Genomic DNA, 15,619 nt, shown 5'->3' on the forward strand with positions numbered 1-15,619 from the left:
GGTGTCAGCGGCTGGCGGACATGGCCACCGCCGCCGCAGCGGTGCGGGTTTCGACGCCCAGCTTCACGTAGACGTGCTCCAGGTGCTTGTTCACCGTGCGCGGGCTGAGGCCGAGGATGTCGCCGATGTCGCGGTTGGTCTTGCCGCAGGCCACCCAGTGCAGCACCTCCATTTCCCGGCCGGTGAGCTGGAAGCGCGAGGCCAGCGCCTCCTGGGTCTGCTCGTCGTCCAGCGCCGGGCGTGGCGCCGGTGCGTTGCGCACGGCCTGCAGGGCGCGGGCGGTGCGCAGGTGGGCGGCGACGCGGGCGAGCACCTCGTCGGGCTTGATCGGCTTGGTCACGTAGTCGATGCCGCCGGCGGCGAAGCCCTCCACCACATGCTCGCTCTCGGTCAGCGCGGTCATGAACAGCACCGGGATGTCCGCCGTCTCGCCGCTGGCCTTGAGCTGCCGGCAGGTCTCGAAGCCGTCCATGCCCGGCATCATCGCGTCCAGCAGGATCACGTCCGGCTGGCTGCGCCGGGCGCGCTCCAGGGCGCTGGCGCCGTCCAGCGCCACCAGCACCCTGTAGCCGGCGGCGTCGAGGGCATCGCTGAGCAGGGCGAGGTTGTCCGGGGTGTCGTCGACGATCAGCACCACGGCGTCGTCACGGCTCGGGCTGTGCATGGGCTCCTCCTGTCTGTTCGTGCGCCAGGTCGACGCGGGGGGTGGGGCTGCCGGCCGCTTTCAGCAGCGCATTGAACTCGTTGAGCTGGAAGCGCCGCGCGCGCTGGCGCATGCCGGCGAGGAAGGCGGCGCACCCGGGTTCCTCGCGCTCGATGGCGTCCAGGCGCTCGAGGATGCCCTTGACGTAGCCCATCTCGCTCAGCTCGCGCAGTGCCTCCAGGGCGGCGGGCGAGGGCCGCGCGCCGTCCGCTTCGGTGCAGGGGGCCACGGGCGGGCGCTTGAGCCATTCCAGGCCCAGGTGCTCCTTGATCTTCTCCAGCAGGGCCGGGGTGTGCACCGGCTTGGCCAGGTAGTCGTTGCAGCCGGCCGCCACGCTGCGCTCGCGGTCGTCGGCGAAGGCGTTGGCGGAAATGACGATGATCGGGGCCCGTGACTGCACGTTGCGGCGGATCAGGCGGCTGGTCTCCCAGCCGTCCATGTGCGGCATCGACAGGTCCATGAGGATCAGGTCCGGGTGCAGCAGGGCCACCTGGCGCACCGCCTCCTGGCCGTCGGCGGCCTGGACGATCTCGAAGCCCAGCGGCCCCAGCATGCCGGCCAGCACGCGGCGGTGCTCGATATGGTCGTCCACCAGCAGCACGCGGCGGCGCGCGCCCTGGTAGCCGATGATGTCGTGCTCGACGTGCACCACCGCCTGCGGCACGCGCACCTCGGACAGGAACAGGCGCACCTGGAACGAGGTGCCCTGGCCCGGCCGGCTGTGCACGCGGATGTCGCCGCCCATCAGCGCGATGAGCATGCGGGTGATGGTCAGGCCGAGCCCGACGCCGTTGTCCTGGCGCAGCGGGTCGCCCCGCTCGAAGGGCTGGAAGATGCGCTCGATCTGGTCCGGCGCGATGCCGATGCCGGTGTCGATGATCTCGAAGGTGGCGGTCTCGCGCAGGTAGCTGACCCGCAGCCGCACCTCGCCGCTCTCGGTGAAGCGCACGGCGTTGCCCAGCAGGTTGATGAGGATCTGGCGGATGCGCTTCTCGTCGCCGCGCACCACCACCGGCAGGCGCCCGCTGGGCTCGTAGCGGAAGGCCAGGCCCTTCTCCTCGGCCTGGGGGCTGAACATGTGCTGCAACTGCTGGAGGAATTCGGGGAAGGGGATCTCGCTGGGCTCCAGTTGCAGCTTGCCGGCCTCGATCTTGGCCACGTCCAGCAGCCCGTCGATCAGCGACAGCAGGTGCGAGCCGCTGCGGAAGATGGTCGCCAGGGCCTCCTTGTGCGGCTCGGGGGTGAGGCCGTCGCGCTGCAGGATCTGGGTGTAGCCGAGGATGCTGTTGAGCGGCGTGCGCAGCTCGTGGGACAGCCCGGTGACGTAGCGGCTCTTCGCCGCGTTGGCCGCCTCCGAGGCTTCCTTGGCCTTCTGCAGCGCCTCGTCGGTCTTGCGGTGGGCCTCGATCTCCTGCATCAGCAGGGTGGTCTGGCGGTTCGACTCCTCCAGCGCCACGTGGCGGCTCTCGCGGGTCAGCACCACCCACCAGGCGAGTATCGCGGCGAACAGCGAGAGGGTCAGGAAGGCCTTGAGGAAGGCCTGGTAGAGCGTCTGCGCGGCGTCCGCCGGGGCGTGTTCAAGGCCCTGGGACACCTGGCTGTAGATCAGCGCCAGGGCACAGAACAGCAGGATCACGATCACCGCCAGCACCCCCAGGTAATGGGCCAGGCGCGTGTGCAGGCGCGGCACCGAGGCGTTGGGCAGCAGCCAGCGCACCAGGTCGTCGAACTGCTCCGAGAGCCGCGCCCGGGGCTTGCAGGCATCGCCGCAGCGGGCGTCCAGCGAGCAGCACAGGGAGCAGATGGGCGCGCCGTAGGCCGGGCAGAAGGCGGTGTCCTCGCGCTCGAAATCGTTGCTGCACAGGGTGCAGGCGACCTTCCCGCGCAGCGGGTGGAGCAGCTCGGGGTCGCTCTCCCGGGCAATGTAGTAGCGCCCGCCGGTGAACCAGGCCAGCAGCGGCGCCACCGCCATCGCCGAGACCAGCGCCACCATGGGCGAGGCCGCCTGGGCGAGGCTGCCGAGCAGCCCGGCATGGGCCAGCACCGAGAGCAGCGAGGCGATCAGCATGGCGCCGACGCCCACCGGGTTGATGTCGTAGAGGTGCGCGCGCTTGAACTCGATGTGCCGCGGCGACAGGCCCAGCGGCTTGTTGATCACCAGGTCCGCCACCAGGGCGCCGATCCAGGCGATGGCGATGTTGGCGTAGAGCCCCAGCACCTGCTCGATGGCCTCGAACACGCCCAGCTCCATCAGCATCAGCGCGATGGCCACGTTGAACACCAGCCAGACCACGCGGCCGGGGTGGCTGTGGGTGATGCGGGCGAAGAAGTTCGACCAGGCCAGGGAGCCGGCGTAGGCGTTGGTGACGTTGATCTTCACCTGGCTGACGATGACGAACAGCACCATGGCGCCGAGCGCCCATTGCGGCGAGGCGAACACGTAGTTGAAGGCCACCAGGTACATCTGCGTCGGCTCGGCGGCCCGTTCCAGGGGGATCTCGTGCTGCAGGGCGAGGAAGGCGAGGAAGGCGCCGCCGAGCATCTTCAGCGCGCCGGGGATGATCCAGCCGGGGCCGGCCAGGAGCATCGCCGCCCACCAGCGCTTGCGGTTGGCACGGGTCTTCTGCGGCAGGAAGCGCAGGTAGTCCACCTGCTCGCCGATCTGCGTCACCAGCGCCAGGGCCACGGTGCAGGCGGCGCCGAAGTGCAGCGGGTTGAAGGTGCCGGCCTCGCCCTCGCGCCCGGCGAAGCTGGCCAGGTCGCCGAGCGCCCCGGGATTCCTGGCGATGACGAAGGCGTAGGGCAGCAACAGCAGCACCAGCCACACCGGCTGCGTCCACATCTGCAGGCGGTTGATCAGGGTGATGCCGAAGGCCACCAGGGGAATGATGATCACCGAGCAGATGACGTAGGCCAGCGCCAGCGGGATGCCGAAGTACAGCTCCAGGGCCAGCGCCATGATCGCCGCCTCCAGGGCGAAGAACAGGAAGGTGAAGCTGGCGTAGATCAGCGAGGTGATGGTGGAGCCGATGTAGCCGAAGCCGGCGCCACGGGTGAGCAGGTCCATGTCCACGCCGTAGCGCGCGGCGTAGTAGCTGATGGGCAGGCCGGTGAGGAAGATCACCAGGCTCACCGCCAGCACCGCCCACAGGGTGTTGGTGAAGCCGTAGCTGATGGCCAGGGCACCGCCTATGGCTTCCAGGGCGAGGAAGGACACGGCGCCGAGGGCGGTGTTGGCGATGCGCAGCTCCGACCATTTGCGGAACGAGCGCGGCGTATAGCGCAGCGCGTAGTCCTCCAGCGTCTCGTCGGCGACCCAGCTGTTGTAGTCGCGGCGGATCTTGGCGATGCGTTGCGTACCGGTCTGTTGCACGGCGGCGCTCCTGGGCGGCGGTGGGCGTGTGCAGCAACTTCCATGCCCCGCCCCCGAGCCGGGTGCGCACCGCTCTGGCACGGCCCTCCCGGGTTGGCTGCGTCATCGCGCGCACGTCCTTGCGCCTGTCTGCGAGCGCAGCATGCCCCAAGCTGGCGCAGCGGCCACTACGTCAGATGACGTATGCCGCTACGTCAATGTGCGTATACCCCCGCCCCCTGGCCGAACGCATCCTTGCCCCGAACCGAGGCCGGTACCCGCAAGGCGAGCCGACCACGCCAACCACAGAGGAGCAGGACCATGGATTCAAGCTTGATGACGGGTGCGAAACGCTTTCTTCCGCGCCGGCTGGCGCTGGGCGCCGCCGCGCTGTCGCTGATGGCCGCAGCGGTATTCGGCCAGCTGGCGGTGGCCGCCGACGCCAACACCACCGGCCTGGCGGTGACCGACACCGAAGTGACCGTGGGCCAGCTGCACTCGGCCACCGGCACCATGGCCATCTCCGAGACCGGCTCGATCCAGGCCGAGCGCCTGGCCATCGAGCAGATCAACGCCTCAGGCGGCATCCTCGGCCGGCAGATCAAGATCATCCAGGAAGACGGCGCCTCCGACTGGCCGACCTTCGCCGAGAAGGCCAAGAAGCTCCTGGTGAACGACAAGGTCGCCACCGTCTTCGGCTGCTGGACATCGGCCTCGCGCAAGGCCGTGCTGCCGGTGTTCGAGAAGGAGAACGGCCTGCTCTACTACCCGACCTTCTACGAGGGCCTGGAGCAGTCGAAGAACGTCATCTACACCGGCCAGGAGGCGACCCAGCAGATCCTCGCCGGCCTGGACTGGGTGGCCAAGGAGAAGGGCGCCAAGACCTTCTACCTGATCGGCTCCGACTACATCTGGCCGCGCACCTCGATGAAGATCGCCCGCAAGCACATCGAGAACGTGCTCGGCGGCAAGGTGGTGGGCGAGGAGTACTACCCGCTGGGCAACACCCAGTTCGGCTCGCTGATCAACAAGGTCAAGCTGAAGAAGCCCGACGTGGTCTTCGCCGCCGTGGTCGGCGGCTCCAACGTCGCCTTCTACAAGCAGATGAAGGCCGCCGGCGTGACCGCCGCCAAGCAGACCCTGCTGACCCTCTCGGTGACCGAGGATGAACTGCTCGGCATCGGCGGCGAGAACATGGCCGGCTTCTACGCCTCCATGAAGTACTTCCAGAGCCTGGACAACCCCAACAACAAGGCCTTCGTCGAAGCCTTCAAGGCCAAGTACGGCAAGGACGCGGTGATCGGCGACGTGACCCAGGCCGCCTACCTCGGCCCGTGGCTGTGGAAGGCCGCCGTGGAGAAGGCCGGCAGCTTCGACGTCGACAAGGTGGTCGCCGCCTCCCCGGGCATCGAGCTGACCACCGCGCCGGAAGGCTACGTGAAGGTCCACGACAACCATCACCTGTGGAGCAAGACCCGCATCGGCGAGGTCCAGGCCGACGGCCAGTTCAAGGTGGTCTACGAGTCCGGCCTGATCGAACCCAATCCCTTCCCCAAGGGGTATCAGTGAGTGGGGAGCGGCAAGCGGCAAGTTTCAAGCTGCAAGAGGCAAGCGAGAAGCGAGAAGCGAGAAGCAGCTTGAAGCTTGAAGCCTGAAGTGGGGTCGGGATTTTTCCGACCCCCGTTCCACCCTGAATCCAAACCCCGGCGGGCGGCGAGGCTGTCGCCCGCTTCCGGAGAACCTTATGGAATGGCTATCTGAGTTCGGCGCCATTGCGGCCATGCAGGGCTTCAACGGGCTGTCGGTGTTCTGCGTCCTGCTGCTGATGGCCCTGGGGCTGGCGATCATCTTCGGCCAGATGGGCGTGATCAACATGGCCCACGGCGAGTTCCTCACCATCGGTGCCTACACCACCTACCTGCTGTCCGCGCTGACCACCCACTACGCGCCGGCGATGCAGCCCTACTACTTCTTCTTCGCCATCGTGCTGTCGTTCTTCATCGCCGGGGCCATCGGCTGGCTGGTGGAGTGGGCGATGATCAGCAAGCTCTACCAGCGCCCGCTGGACACCCTGCTGGCCACCTGGGGCCTGTCCCTGGTGATGCAGCAGGCGTTCCGCTCGATCTTCGGCGCGCGCGAGGTCAGCGCCACCCTGCCGGAGTGGCTGATGGGCTCGTTCAACCCCACCGAGAGCATCGACATCCCGCGCAACGGCCTGTTCGTCATGGGGCTCACGGTGCTGCTCACCGCCACCCTCTTCCTCATGCTCTACCGCTCGCGCTGGGGCCTGCAGGTGCGCGCCACCATGCTCAACCGGGTGATGAGCCGCGCGGTGGGCATCAACACCAAGCGGGTCGACCGCATGACCTTCGCCCTCGGCTGCGGCGTGGCCGGGGTGGCCGGCGCGGCCTTCACCACCATCGGCTCCACCGGCCCGACGGCGGGTTCGCTGTACATCGTCGACACCTTCCTGGTGGTGGTCTTCGGCGGCGCGCAGAGCCTGTTCGGCACCATCGCCTCGGCCTTCACCATCGCCCAGACGCAATCCATCTCGGAGTTCTTCATGAGCGGCTCGATGGCCAAGGTGCTGACCCTGTCGGCGGTGATCCTGATCCTGATGCTGCGCCCCCAGGGGCTCTTCTCCATCAAAGTCCGTAAATGAGGGGCGGCAGATGAACGCAATCGACAAACTCCTCGGCGGGCGGCAGGGCACCATCGGCCTGCTGATCCTCGCCGTGCTGATCCTCGTGGTGTTCCCGCTGGCGCTGGATGCCTTCCGCCTGAACATGGTCGGCAAGTACCTGACCTACGCCTTCGTCGCCGTCGGCCTGGTGCTGTGCTGGGGCTACGGCGGCATCCTCAGCCTCGGCCAGGGGGTGTTCTTCGGCCTCGGCGGCTACTGCATGGCGATGTTCCTCAAGCTGGAGGCCTCCGACCCGGAGAGCACCAGGATCCAGTCCACCCCCGGCATCCCGGACTTCATGGACTGGAACCAGATCACCGAGCTGCCGCTGCTCTGGCAGCCTTTCCACAGCTTCGGCTTCACCCTCGTCGCGGTGCTGGCGGTGCCCATGCTGCTGGCGGCGGTGATCGGCCTGGCGATGTTCAAGCGGCGGGTGGGCGATGTGTACTTCTCCATCGTCACCCAGGCCATCGCCATGATCCTCACGGTGCTGATCATCGGCCAGCAGGGGCTCACGGGCGGGGTCAACGGCATCACCGACCTGAAGACCCTGATGGGCTGGGACATCCGCACCGATGGCGCCAAGCTCATCCTCTACTTCGTCAGCGCCTTCCTGCTGCTGGGCTGCATCGTCATCGGCAAGTTCATCCTCGCCTCCAAGCTCGGCCGCCTGCTCATGGCCATGCGCGACAAGGAGGAACGGGTGCGCTTCTCCGGCTACGACGTGGCCAGCTTCAAGATCTTCGTGTTCTGCGTGGCCGCCGGCTTCTCGGCCATAGGCGGGGCCATGTTCGCCCTGCAGGTGGGCTTCATGTCGCCGAGCTTCGTCGGCATCGTGCCGTCCATCGAGATGGTCATCTTCGCCGCCGTCGGCGGGCGCATGTCGCTGCTCGGCGCGGTGTACGGCGCGCTGCTGGTGAACTACGGCAAGACCTACTTCTCCGAGAGCTTCCCCGAGCTGTGGCTGTACCTGATGGGCGGCCTGTTCATCGCCGTGGTCATGTACTTCCCCAACGGCCTCGCCGGGCTCTGGCAGAGCCACGGCCGCCCGCGCCTGGAGCGCCTGCTGGCCACGCGCGCCAAGGCACCCGCCGCACCTGTGGCGACGCCCGCCGCGAGCCCGAGCCCGGCCCCGAGCACCCCCCGTGAACTGGAGCGCACACCATGAGCCCGAGCGGATTCGAAAGCCCGAAACCGGTGCTGGCCATCGAGGGCCTGACGGTGTCCTTCGACGGCTTCAAGGCGGTCAACGACCTCAACCTCTACCTGGACCGCAACGAGGTGCGGGTGGTGATCGGCCCCAACGGCGCCGGCAAGACCACTGTGCTCGACCTGATCTGCGGCAAGACCCGCGCCACCGCCGGCAGCATCCAGTTCGACGGCCGCGAGCTGACCCGCATGCGCGAGTACGACATCGTCCGTGCCGGCGTCGGGCGCAAGTTCCAGAACCCCTCCATCTACGAGAACCTCACGGTGTTCGAGAACCTGGAGATGTCCTACCCGGCCGGGCGCAAGGTGCTCGGCGCGCTGTTCTTCAAGCGCAGTGCCGAGGTCATCGCCCGGGTCGAGGCGGTGGCCGGGGAAATCTTCCTCAGCGAACACCTGCACCGCCAGGCCGACCTGCTCTCCCACGGCCAGAAGCAGTGGCTGGAGATCGGCATGCTGCTGATGCAGGACCCGGAGCTGCTGATGCTCGACGAGCCGGTGGCGGGCATGAGCGTCAGCGAGCGCGCGCAGACCGCCGAGCTGCTCAAGCGCATCAGCCAGGGGCGCTCGGTGCTGGTCATCGAGCACGACATGGAGTTCGTCAAGAGCATCGCCCACAAGGTCACCGTGCTGCACCAGGGCAAGGTCCTGGCCGAAGGCAGCATGGAGGCGGTGCAGAGCAACCCGAAGGTGATCGAGGTGTACCTGGGGCATTGAGCCCCGGGCCAGCCATCAATGGAGTCCAGCATGTTCCAGATCAGCAAGCTCACCTCGGGCTACGGCCAGAGCCAGATCCTCCACGACCTCGACCTGGACGTGGCCAGGCAGGAGATCGTCGCCGTCATGGGGCGCAACGGCATGGGCAAGACCACCCTGTTCAAGAGCCTGATGGGCATCCTCCCGCAATGGGGCGGCGAGGTGCGCGTCGACGGCCGGGATATCTCCGCCCTGGAGACCCACCAGCGCGTTGAGCGCGGCATCGCCTACGTGCCCCAGGGGCGGATGATCTTCTCCCACATGACGGTGCTGGAGAACATCCAGACCGGCCTGCCGGCCTCGGCCAACGGCCAGGTTCCGGACGACCTCTACGCGCTGTTCCCGGTGCTCCACGACATGCGCTCGCGCAAGGGCGGCAACCTCTCCGGCGGCCAGCAGCAACAGCTGGCCATCGCCCGCGCCCTGGCCACCAACCCCAAGGTGCTGCTGCTGGACGAACCCACCGAGGGCATCCAGCCGTCGATCATCAAGGACATCGCCCGCAGCCTGAAGGAGATCCGCACCCTGCGCGACCTGACCATCGTCGTCTCCGAGCAGGTGCTGTCCTTCACCCTGGAGATCGCCGACCGCTTCCTGGTGATCGAGAAGGGCCGCTTCGTCATCGAGGAAACCCGCGACCGGGTCGACGAGGCCACCATCAGCCGCTACCTGTCGGTGTAGTCCGCAGCCGGGCTGCGGCCCGCAATCCCCGCCACGCCGTCCCCGTCCCCGTGCCCGCGCACGGGCGACGGCTTTCGCGCGCCTGCCCGGCCGCTTCCCACCTACGTAATTCGACGTATTCCCGATCCCGGCCAGGCGGCCAAGACTAGCTCCCAGCGCGGCCCAGACCGCCCGTCCAACGCAGGGTCCCAAGGAGCACTGACATGACCGAAACGCTGATCAAGGTCGACCTCAACCAGGCCGCCACCGAGAACGAACAGATCCACAACCGCTGGCATCCCGACATCCCCATGGCCTGCTGGGTCAACCCGGGCGACGACTTCATCCTCGAGACCTACGACTGGACCGCCGGCGCGATCAAGAACGACGACGACGCCTCGGACGTGCGCGACGTCGACCTCTCCACCGTGCACTACCTCTCCGGCCCGGTGGGGGTGAAAGGCGCCGAGCCGGGCGACCTGCTGGTGGTGGACCTGCTGGACATCGGCGCCAAGCCGGATTCGCTGTGGGGCTTCAACGGCTTCTTCTCGCGGCAGAACGGCGGCGGCTTCCTCACCGACCACTTCCCCATGGCGCAGAAGGCCATCTGGGACTTCCACGGCCTGTTCACCAGCTCCCGGCACATCCCCGGCGTGCAGTTCGCCGGGCTGATCCACCCCGGGCTGATCGGCTGCCTGCCGGACCACAAGATGCTCGCCGACTGGAACAGCCGCGAGCAGGCGCTGATCGACACCAACCCGACCCGCGTGCCGCCCCTGGCCAACCCGCCGATGGCGCCCACCGCGCACATGGGCAAGCTGCGCGGCGAGGCCCGCGACAAGGCGGCCATGACCGGCGCGCGCACCGTGCCGCCGCGCGAGCATGGCGGCAACTGCGACATCAAGGACCTGTCCCGTGGCTCGAAGATCTTCTTCCCGGTCTACGTCGACGGCGCCGGCCTCTCGGTGGGCGACCTGCACTTCAGCCAGGGCGACGGCGAGATCACCTTCTGCGGCGCCATCGAGATGGCCGGCTGGGTGCACATGAAGGTCGAGCTGATCAAGGGCGGCATGGCCAAGTACGGCATCAAGAACCCGGTGTTCAAGCCCAGCCCCATCGTGCCCACCTACAAGAACTACCTGATCTTCGAAGGCATCTCGGTGGACGAGTCCGGCAAGCAGCACTACCTGGACGTCAACATCGCCTACAAGCAGGCCTGCCTCAACGCCATCAACTACCTGACCAAGTTCGGCTACTCGCCGGCCCAGGGTTATGCACTGCTCGGCTCGGCACCGGTGCAGGGGCATATCAGCGGGGTGGTGGACATCCCCAACGCCTGCGCCACGCTCTGGCTGCCGACGGAAATCTTCGACTTCGACATCAACCCCAACGCCTCCGGCCCGACCCGCTTCCTCGACGGCAGCGTCGACCTGCCCATCGCGCCGGACAAGTGAGTTCACCGCCCCGGCGGGAGGTTGCTCTGGACGGCGTACCTCCCGCCGGGACGGCGGACATCGAACGAAGACGAGGACCCGAGCATGCCCATCTACGAATACGACTGCGCCACCTGCGGCGACTTCACCGCCCTGCGGCCCATGGCCGAGCGCGAGGCCCCCTGCGCCTGCCCGGTGTGCGACGAGCCGGCGCCGAGGGTGATCCTCTCCGCACCCGGCCTGGCCACCCTGGCCGGCAGCCAGCGCCGCGCCATCGCCGCCAACGAGCGCAGCGCCAACGCGCCGCAGACGGTCGAGGAGTACCGCGAGAACCGCAAGCACCCGAAAGGCTGCGGTTGCTGCACGCCGAACAAGCCCCTGGCGCCGACCCTGGCCAACCCCCACGCGTTGAAGACCAAGCCCGGCGCGCGGCCCTGGATGATCAGCCACTGAACGGAAGGAGAACCCCATGCGTCACGGTGATATTTCCAGCAGCCCGGATACCGTCGGCGTCGCCGTCGTCAACTACAAGATGCCGCGCCTGCACAGCAAGGCCGAGGTGCTCGACAACGCCCGGCGCATCGCCGAGATGATCAAGGGCATGAAGCTCGGCCTGCCCGGCATGGACCTGGTGGTGTTTCCCGAGTACAGCACCATGGGGATCATGTACGACCACGACGAGATGATGGCCACCGCCGCCAGCATCCCCGGCGAGGAGACGGCGATCTTCTCCGCCGCCTGCCGCGAGGCCGGGACCTGGGGCATCTTCTCCCTCACCGGCGAGCGCCACGAGGAGCACCCGCACAAGGCGCCCTACAACACCCTGGTGCTGATCGACGACCGTGGCGAGATCGTGCAGAAGTACCGCAAGTGCATCCCCTGGTGCCCCATCGAGGGCTGGTACCCGGGTGACCGCACCTACGTCAGCGAAGGGCCCAAGGGCCTGAAGATCAGCCTGATCATCTGCGACGACGGCAACTACCCCGAGATCTGGCGCGATTGCGCGATGAAGGGCGCCGAGCTGATCGTGCGCTGCCAGGGCTACATGTACCCGGCCAAGGAACAGCAGGTGCTGATGGCCAAGACCATGGCCTGGGCCAACAACTGCTACGTGGCGGTGGCCAACGCCGCCGGCTTCGATGGCGTCTACAGCTACTTCGGCCACTCGGCGATCATCGGTTTCGACGGCCGCACCCTCGGCGAATGCGGCGAGGAGGAGATGGGCATCCAGTACGCCCAGCTGTCGGTCTCGCAGATCCGCGACGCGCGGGCCAACGACCAGTCGCAGAACCACCTGTTCAAGCTGCTGCACCGGGGCTACACCGGGGTCTACAACTCCGGCGATGGCGACCGTGGCGTGGCCGATTGCCCCTTCGAGTTCTACCGCACCTGGGTGCTGGATGCACAGAAGGCCCGCGACGATGTGGAAGCGCTCACCCGCAGCACCATCGGCGTGGCCGACTGCCCGGTGGGCGAGCTGCCCCATGGTGGGCGCGAACAGGTCGCGGGCTAGCGCGACGGCGCTCCGTGAACGGGGCGGCCCGCCGCCCGTGATTCCCTGAACCGAGGAGCCGGGATGCCCTTCGTCAACGACCTGATCGAGCACAACCGCGAGCACCTGGGGCGCGGCGAGGTGCCGGCGGCGCGCGTGCAGTCGCGCTTTCTCTTCGAGCCCGACACCGTCATGGCGCTGCTGCGCACCCGCATCGTCGGCCAGGACGCCGCGCTGGAGGCGGTGGAGGCCCTGCTCAAGGTGGTCAAGGCGGACATCGGCGACCGCGAGCGGCCCCTGGCGGTGAACCTGTTCATGGGCCCCACCGGCGTCGGCAAGACCGAGCTGGTGCGCCTGCTGGCGCTGGCCATCCATGGCCGTGCCGACGCCTTCTGCCGCATCGACATGCAGACCCTGGCCCAGGAACACTACGCCGCCGCGCTCACCGGGGCGCCGCCGGGCTACGTGGGCAGCAAGGAGGGCGCCACGCTGTTCGACGCCGAGGCCATCCAGGGCAGCTTCGGCCGCCCCGGCATCGTGCTCTTCGACGAGCTGGAGAAAGCCGGCAGGGAAGTGGTGCGCAGCCTGCTCGGGGTGCTGGAGCACGGCCAGCTGACCCTGAGCGCCGGCAGCCGGCGCATCGACTTCCGCAACAGCCTGATCTTCCTCACCAGCAATATCGGCGCCCAGGAGGCCTGGCAGTTCCGCGAGCGTTATTCACAGGGCTGGCGGCGCCTGTTCGGGGTTTCCCCCCGCAACGAGGCGCGGGTGCTGGAGGCGGCCTTGCAGCGTCACTTCGACCCGGAGTTCCTCAACCGGCTGGACCGCGTCGTCTGCTTCGAGCGCATCGGCGAGGACCACCTGGAGGCCTTGCTCGACATCGAACTGGCGCGCCTCAACCAGCGCCTGGCCCGCCAGGGGCGCACGCTGGTGCTGCAAGAGGACGCACGCAAACTGCTCTGCCTCGGCCATGACCCGCGCTACGGCGCCCGTGACCTGGGGCGGCGCGTGCGGGTGCTGCTGGAGCCGGCCCTGGCCGAGTGCCTGCTGGCGTCCCCCGGCGCGACCCGCCTGGTGGCGGCGTGCCGGCAGGGCGGCCTGCGGGTGAGCGCGGGCGAGGCGGCCTGACTAGAACTGCGGCGACCACTTGAGGGTCATCACCACCTTGCGGCCTTCGTCCTGGTAGCCGCCGTACTGCTCGATGGTCGGGTCGACGACGTTCACCGTGTTGCTGCTGGTTGGCGTGCCATCGCCGAAGGGGTAGGACGACGAGGGGTTGGAACTGGAGACGTAGCGCTGCTCGGTGATCTGGCGGTTGCCGATGTTCTCGACCCGGGTCTCCACCTTCAGGCCCTTGAGGAAGCTCCAGCCGGCACGGATATCGATGCGTCCGTAGCCGGGGGTCTTCTCGGTGTTCTCGGCGTCCACGTAGCGGCTGGAAACCCCCGTCCAGCTGAAGCCGAAGTTGTAGTCCCCGAATTTCTTGTCCACATCCAGCACCAGGGTGCGCCGGGAGCGGCCGGGCAGGGTATGACCGGTGTCGCGGTCGCGCGGGTCCACCAGGCCCAGGTTGAGGTGGGTGTTCCAGCCCATGAAGTCGCGGGATGCGCTGAGGTCCATGCCGTTGATGCGGGCCTTGCCGACGTTGCGCATCTCGTTGACGAAGAAGGGGTTGAAGTCCAGGACCGGGGAGATGAGGTCCTCGATGTCGGTGCGGTAGACGCCGAAGCTCCAGTCGGTGTCGTAGTGTGAACCGCGCAACTGGGCTTCCCAGGTCTTCGAGTGCTCGGGGTCGAGGTCCGGGTTGCCGTTGGGCTGGAAGGGCGCTGGCAGGTAGAGCTCGACCATGTTGGGCACGCGGAAGCCCTCGGCGTAGCTCAGCACCAGCTGGGTGGACATCGGCAGGTCGAAGTCCAGGGCGGCGTTGAGGCTGTCCTCGCTGCCGTACTGGTCGCTGCTGTCGTGGCGCAGGCCCAGCTCGGTGCCGAAGGGCGCGGCGCGATAGCGGTGCTGGGCAAACCAGGCCTGGTTGCGGCGCTCCATCTCGTTGAGCGTGCGATTGGCGGTCAGGCGCTCCTCGTACCACTCGGCGCCCAGCAGCACCTGCTGGTGCTCGTCCAGGCGCAAGGTGTTCTGCCATTCCACCGAGTCGCGATAGGTGGCGAATTCCTGATGGGTGGTGAAGAAGTTGCGCACCGTGTCCAACTGGCTCCTGTTCTCCGCGTGGCCCAGTTGCAGGCGGCTGGTCCAGCGCGGGTCGAGGTTCGCCTCCAGGAACGCCGAGGTGCTGTTGAGGGTGAACTCGTCGGTGGGCTGGCCGGGGTACCAGAGAGCGTTCTCGTCGAGGTCGCTCTTGCCGCGCTGGTCCAGCAGGTTGAGGCCGGCACGCCACTGTTCGGTGAGGCGGTGTTCCAGGCTCAGGTTGAAGCCCCGGTTGCGGTAGGTGTCGTCGTCGGTGTTGGCGCCATCGATGTCGTCGGTGCGGTCGCTGTGCAGCTCCAGCAGGCTGGCGCCCAGGTCGAAGCGGGTCCGCTCGTCGCCGCCGGAGAGGCCCAGGCTGTGCTCGTTCTCGTCGCTGTCGCCGAGGCTGAAGTCGAAGCGCGGCTCCAGGCCGGCGCCCTCGCCACGGCGGGTGAACACCTGGATGACGCCGCCCATGGCATCCGACCCGTAGAGGCTGGAACGGGCGCCGCGGGTGACCTCCACGCGTTCAACCTGCTCCAGGTTCAGGTATTCGAGGCGTGACAGGCCATCGGAGAGCGAGCCGATGCGCACGCCGTCGATCAGCACCAGCGTCTGGTTGGCGTTGGTGCCGCGCAGGTAGAGGCTGGTGCGGCTACCACGGCCGCCCTGCTGGGCGACCGACATGCCGGGTACACGGGTGAGCAGGTCCGGCACGCTCTTGACCTTCAGCCGGGAGATGTCCTTGCGGGTGAAGATGCTGGTGGCGGCGGTGGCCTGGGAACGGGGCTCCAGCGCGTTGCCCGACGTGGCCACCACATAGGGGCTCTTCAGCGCGTCGAGGCTGTCCAGGGGGATTTCTTCGGCTGCCGCGAGGCAGGGGGCCATGGCGATGGCCAGGGCCAGACGGGAACGCATGATCGATGTCTCCTCAAAAGGTCCATGGCTTTCGAGAAGGGCGGGACAAGAACGACTGCGCGACCGGTGATCGCCTGTGCTTGACGGTGCAGCCCCTCCGCAACACACGTCGTACGACGAGACACCGTTGCCACGCGCCCCCGCACCGCGTCGACGACTCTCGGGCCGCTCGACGACATCCTGCACCTGGGGCCGGGAGCCGGCACCGCCTGTCGCGGGCTCCCCGTGGTGGGCT

Annotated in this window: 12 protein-coding genes; 9 read left to right on the forward strand and 3 right to left on the reverse strand. The window is 67.9% G+C overall.

The annotated features are described in order from the left end of the window. Positions 1 to 4: 4 nt before the first annotated feature. Together DMX10_RS08440 and DMX10_RS08445 are read right to left on the reverse strand one after the other, a co-directional pair. A complete protein-coding gene (locus tag DMX10_RS08440) occupies positions 5 to 664 on the reverse strand; it encodes a response regulator (RefSeq protein ID WP_111260686.1) in 660 nt (219 codons plus the stop codon). Further along, complete coding sequence (locus DMX10_RS08445) at positions 645 to 4,076, reverse strand: ATP-binding protein (RefSeq protein ID WP_111260687.1); 3,432 nt, start codon at positions 4,074 to 4,076, stop codon at positions 645 to 647. Before DMX10_RS08445 ends, DMX10_RS08440 begins: the two co-directional genes overlap by 20 nt. Before the next feature lie 315 nt (positions 4,077 to 4,391). Between DMX10_RS08445 and urtA the strand changes: the two genes are divergently transcribed. The 9 genes from urtA (at position 4,392) to DMX10_RS08490 (ending at position 13,413) form a co-directional block, all read left to right on the forward strand. Further along, entirely contained in the window at positions 4,392 to 5,624 is a 1,233-nt protein-coding gene (gene urtA, locus DMX10_RS08450; RefSeq protein WP_021219666.1) for an urea ABC transporter substrate-binding protein, read from the forward strand. Positions 5,625 to 5,799: 175 nt separating this feature from the next. Further along, positions 5,800 to 6,717, forward strand: coding sequence for an urea ABC transporter permease subunit UrtB (gene urtB / locus DMX10_RS08455; protein ID WP_111260688.1), 918 nt, complete (start codon positions 5,800 to 5,802; stop codon positions 6,715 to 6,717). Positions 6,718 to 6,727: 10 nt separating this feature from the next. Next, on the forward strand, positions 6,728 to 7,906 hold the full coding sequence (gene urtC, locus DMX10_RS08460) for an urea ABC transporter permease subunit UrtC (protein ID WP_111260689.1): 1,179 nt from the start codon (positions 6,728 to 6,730) through the stop codon (positions 7,904 to 7,906). Continuing rightward, complete coding sequence (urtD, locus tag DMX10_RS08465) at positions 7,903 to 8,661, forward strand: urea ABC transporter ATP-binding protein UrtD (protein WP_021219669.1); 759 nt, start codon at positions 7,903 to 7,905, stop codon at positions 8,659 to 8,661. Before urtC ends, urtD begins: the two co-directional genes overlap by 4 nt. A 30-nt stretch (positions 8,662 to 8,691) precedes the next feature. Next, on the forward strand, positions 8,692 to 9,381 hold the full coding sequence (urtE, locus tag DMX10_RS08470) for an urea ABC transporter ATP-binding subunit UrtE (RefSeq protein WP_021219670.1): 690 nt from the start codon (positions 8,692 to 8,694) through the stop codon (positions 9,379 to 9,381). 203 nt (positions 9,382 to 9,584) lie between these two features. Beyond that, a complete protein-coding gene (gene fmdA / locus DMX10_RS08475) occupies positions 9,585 to 10,814 on the forward strand; it encodes a formamidase (protein ID WP_111260690.1) in 1,230 nt (409 codons plus the stop codon). Positions 10,815 to 10,898: 84 nt separating this feature from the next. Further along, the gene (locus DMX10_RS08480) at positions 10,899 to 11,246 is read left to right on the forward strand and encodes a zinc ribbon domain-containing protein (protein WP_111260691.1); all 348 of its coding nucleotides are present in this window, start codon (positions 10,899 to 10,901) and stop codon (positions 11,244 to 11,246) included. A 16-nt stretch (positions 11,247 to 11,262) separates the two neighbouring features. After that, positions 11,263 to 12,306: an aliphatic amidase gene (locus DMX10_RS08485; protein WP_111260692.1), complete on the forward strand. Its 1,044-nt coding sequence runs from the start codon at positions 11,263 to 11,265 to the stop codon at positions 12,304 to 12,306. A gap of 63 nt (positions 12,307 to 12,369) precedes the next feature. Then, on the forward strand, positions 12,370 to 13,413 hold the full coding sequence (locus tag DMX10_RS08490; protein ID WP_111260693.1) for an AAA family ATPase: 1,044 nt from the start codon (positions 12,370 to 12,372) through the stop codon (positions 13,411 to 13,413). Here the strand turns inward: DMX10_RS08490 and DMX10_RS08495 are convergent, their stop codons facing one another. Further along, complete coding sequence (locus tag DMX10_RS08495) at positions 13,414 to 15,384, reverse strand: TonB-dependent siderophore receptor (protein ID WP_111260694.1); 1,971 nt, start codon at positions 15,382 to 15,384, stop codon at positions 13,414 to 13,416. Positions 15,385 to 15,619 lie beyond the last annotated feature (235 nt).

Source organism: Pseudomonas sp. 57B-090624, from assembly GCF_003234055.1.
GTDB classification, from domain to species: Bacteria; Pseudomonadota; Gammaproteobacteria; order Pseudomonadales; family Pseudomonadaceae; genus Metapseudomonas; species Metapseudomonas tohonis.

Coding starts and splice junctions, on each gene's coding strand:
- DMX10_RS08490 (WP_111260693.1), top strand. CDS start 12,370: ATGCCCTTCGTCAACGACCTGATCGAGCACAACCGCGAGCACCTGGGG.
- urtA (WP_021219666.1), top strand. CDS start 4,392: ATGACGGGTGCGAAACGCTTTCTTCCGCGCCGGCTGGCGCTGGGCGCC.
- fmdA (WP_111260690.1), top strand. CDS start 9,585: ATGACCGAAACGCTGATCAAGGTCGACCTCAACCAGGCCGCCACCGAG.
- DMX10_RS08485 (WP_111260692.1), top strand. CDS start 11,263: ATGCGTCACGGTGATATTTCCAGCAGCCCGGATACCGTCGGCGTCGCC.
- urtD (WP_021219669.1), top strand. CDS start 7,903: ATGAGCCCGAGCGGATTCGAAAGCCCGAAACCGGTGCTGGCCATCGAG.
- DMX10_RS08495 (WP_111260694.1), bottom strand. CDS start 15,384: ATGCGTTCCCGTCTGGCCCTGGCCATCGCCATGGCCCCCTGCCTCGCG.
- urtB (WP_111260688.1), top strand. CDS start 5,800: ATGGAATGGCTATCTGAGTTCGGCGCCATTGCGGCCATGCAGGGCTTC.
- urtE (WP_021219670.1), top strand. CDS start 8,692: ATGTTCCAGATCAGCAAGCTCACCTCGGGCTACGGCCAGAGCCAGATC.
- urtC (WP_111260689.1), top strand. CDS start 6,728: ATGAACGCAATCGACAAACTCCTCGGCGGGCGGCAGGGCACCATCGGC.
- DMX10_RS08440 (WP_111260686.1), bottom strand. CDS start 664: ATGCACAGCCCGAGCCGTGACGACGCCGTGGTGCTGATCGTCGACGAC.
- DMX10_RS08480 (WP_111260691.1), top strand. CDS start 10,899: ATGCCCATCTACGAATACGACTGCGCCACCTGCGGCGACTTCACCGCC.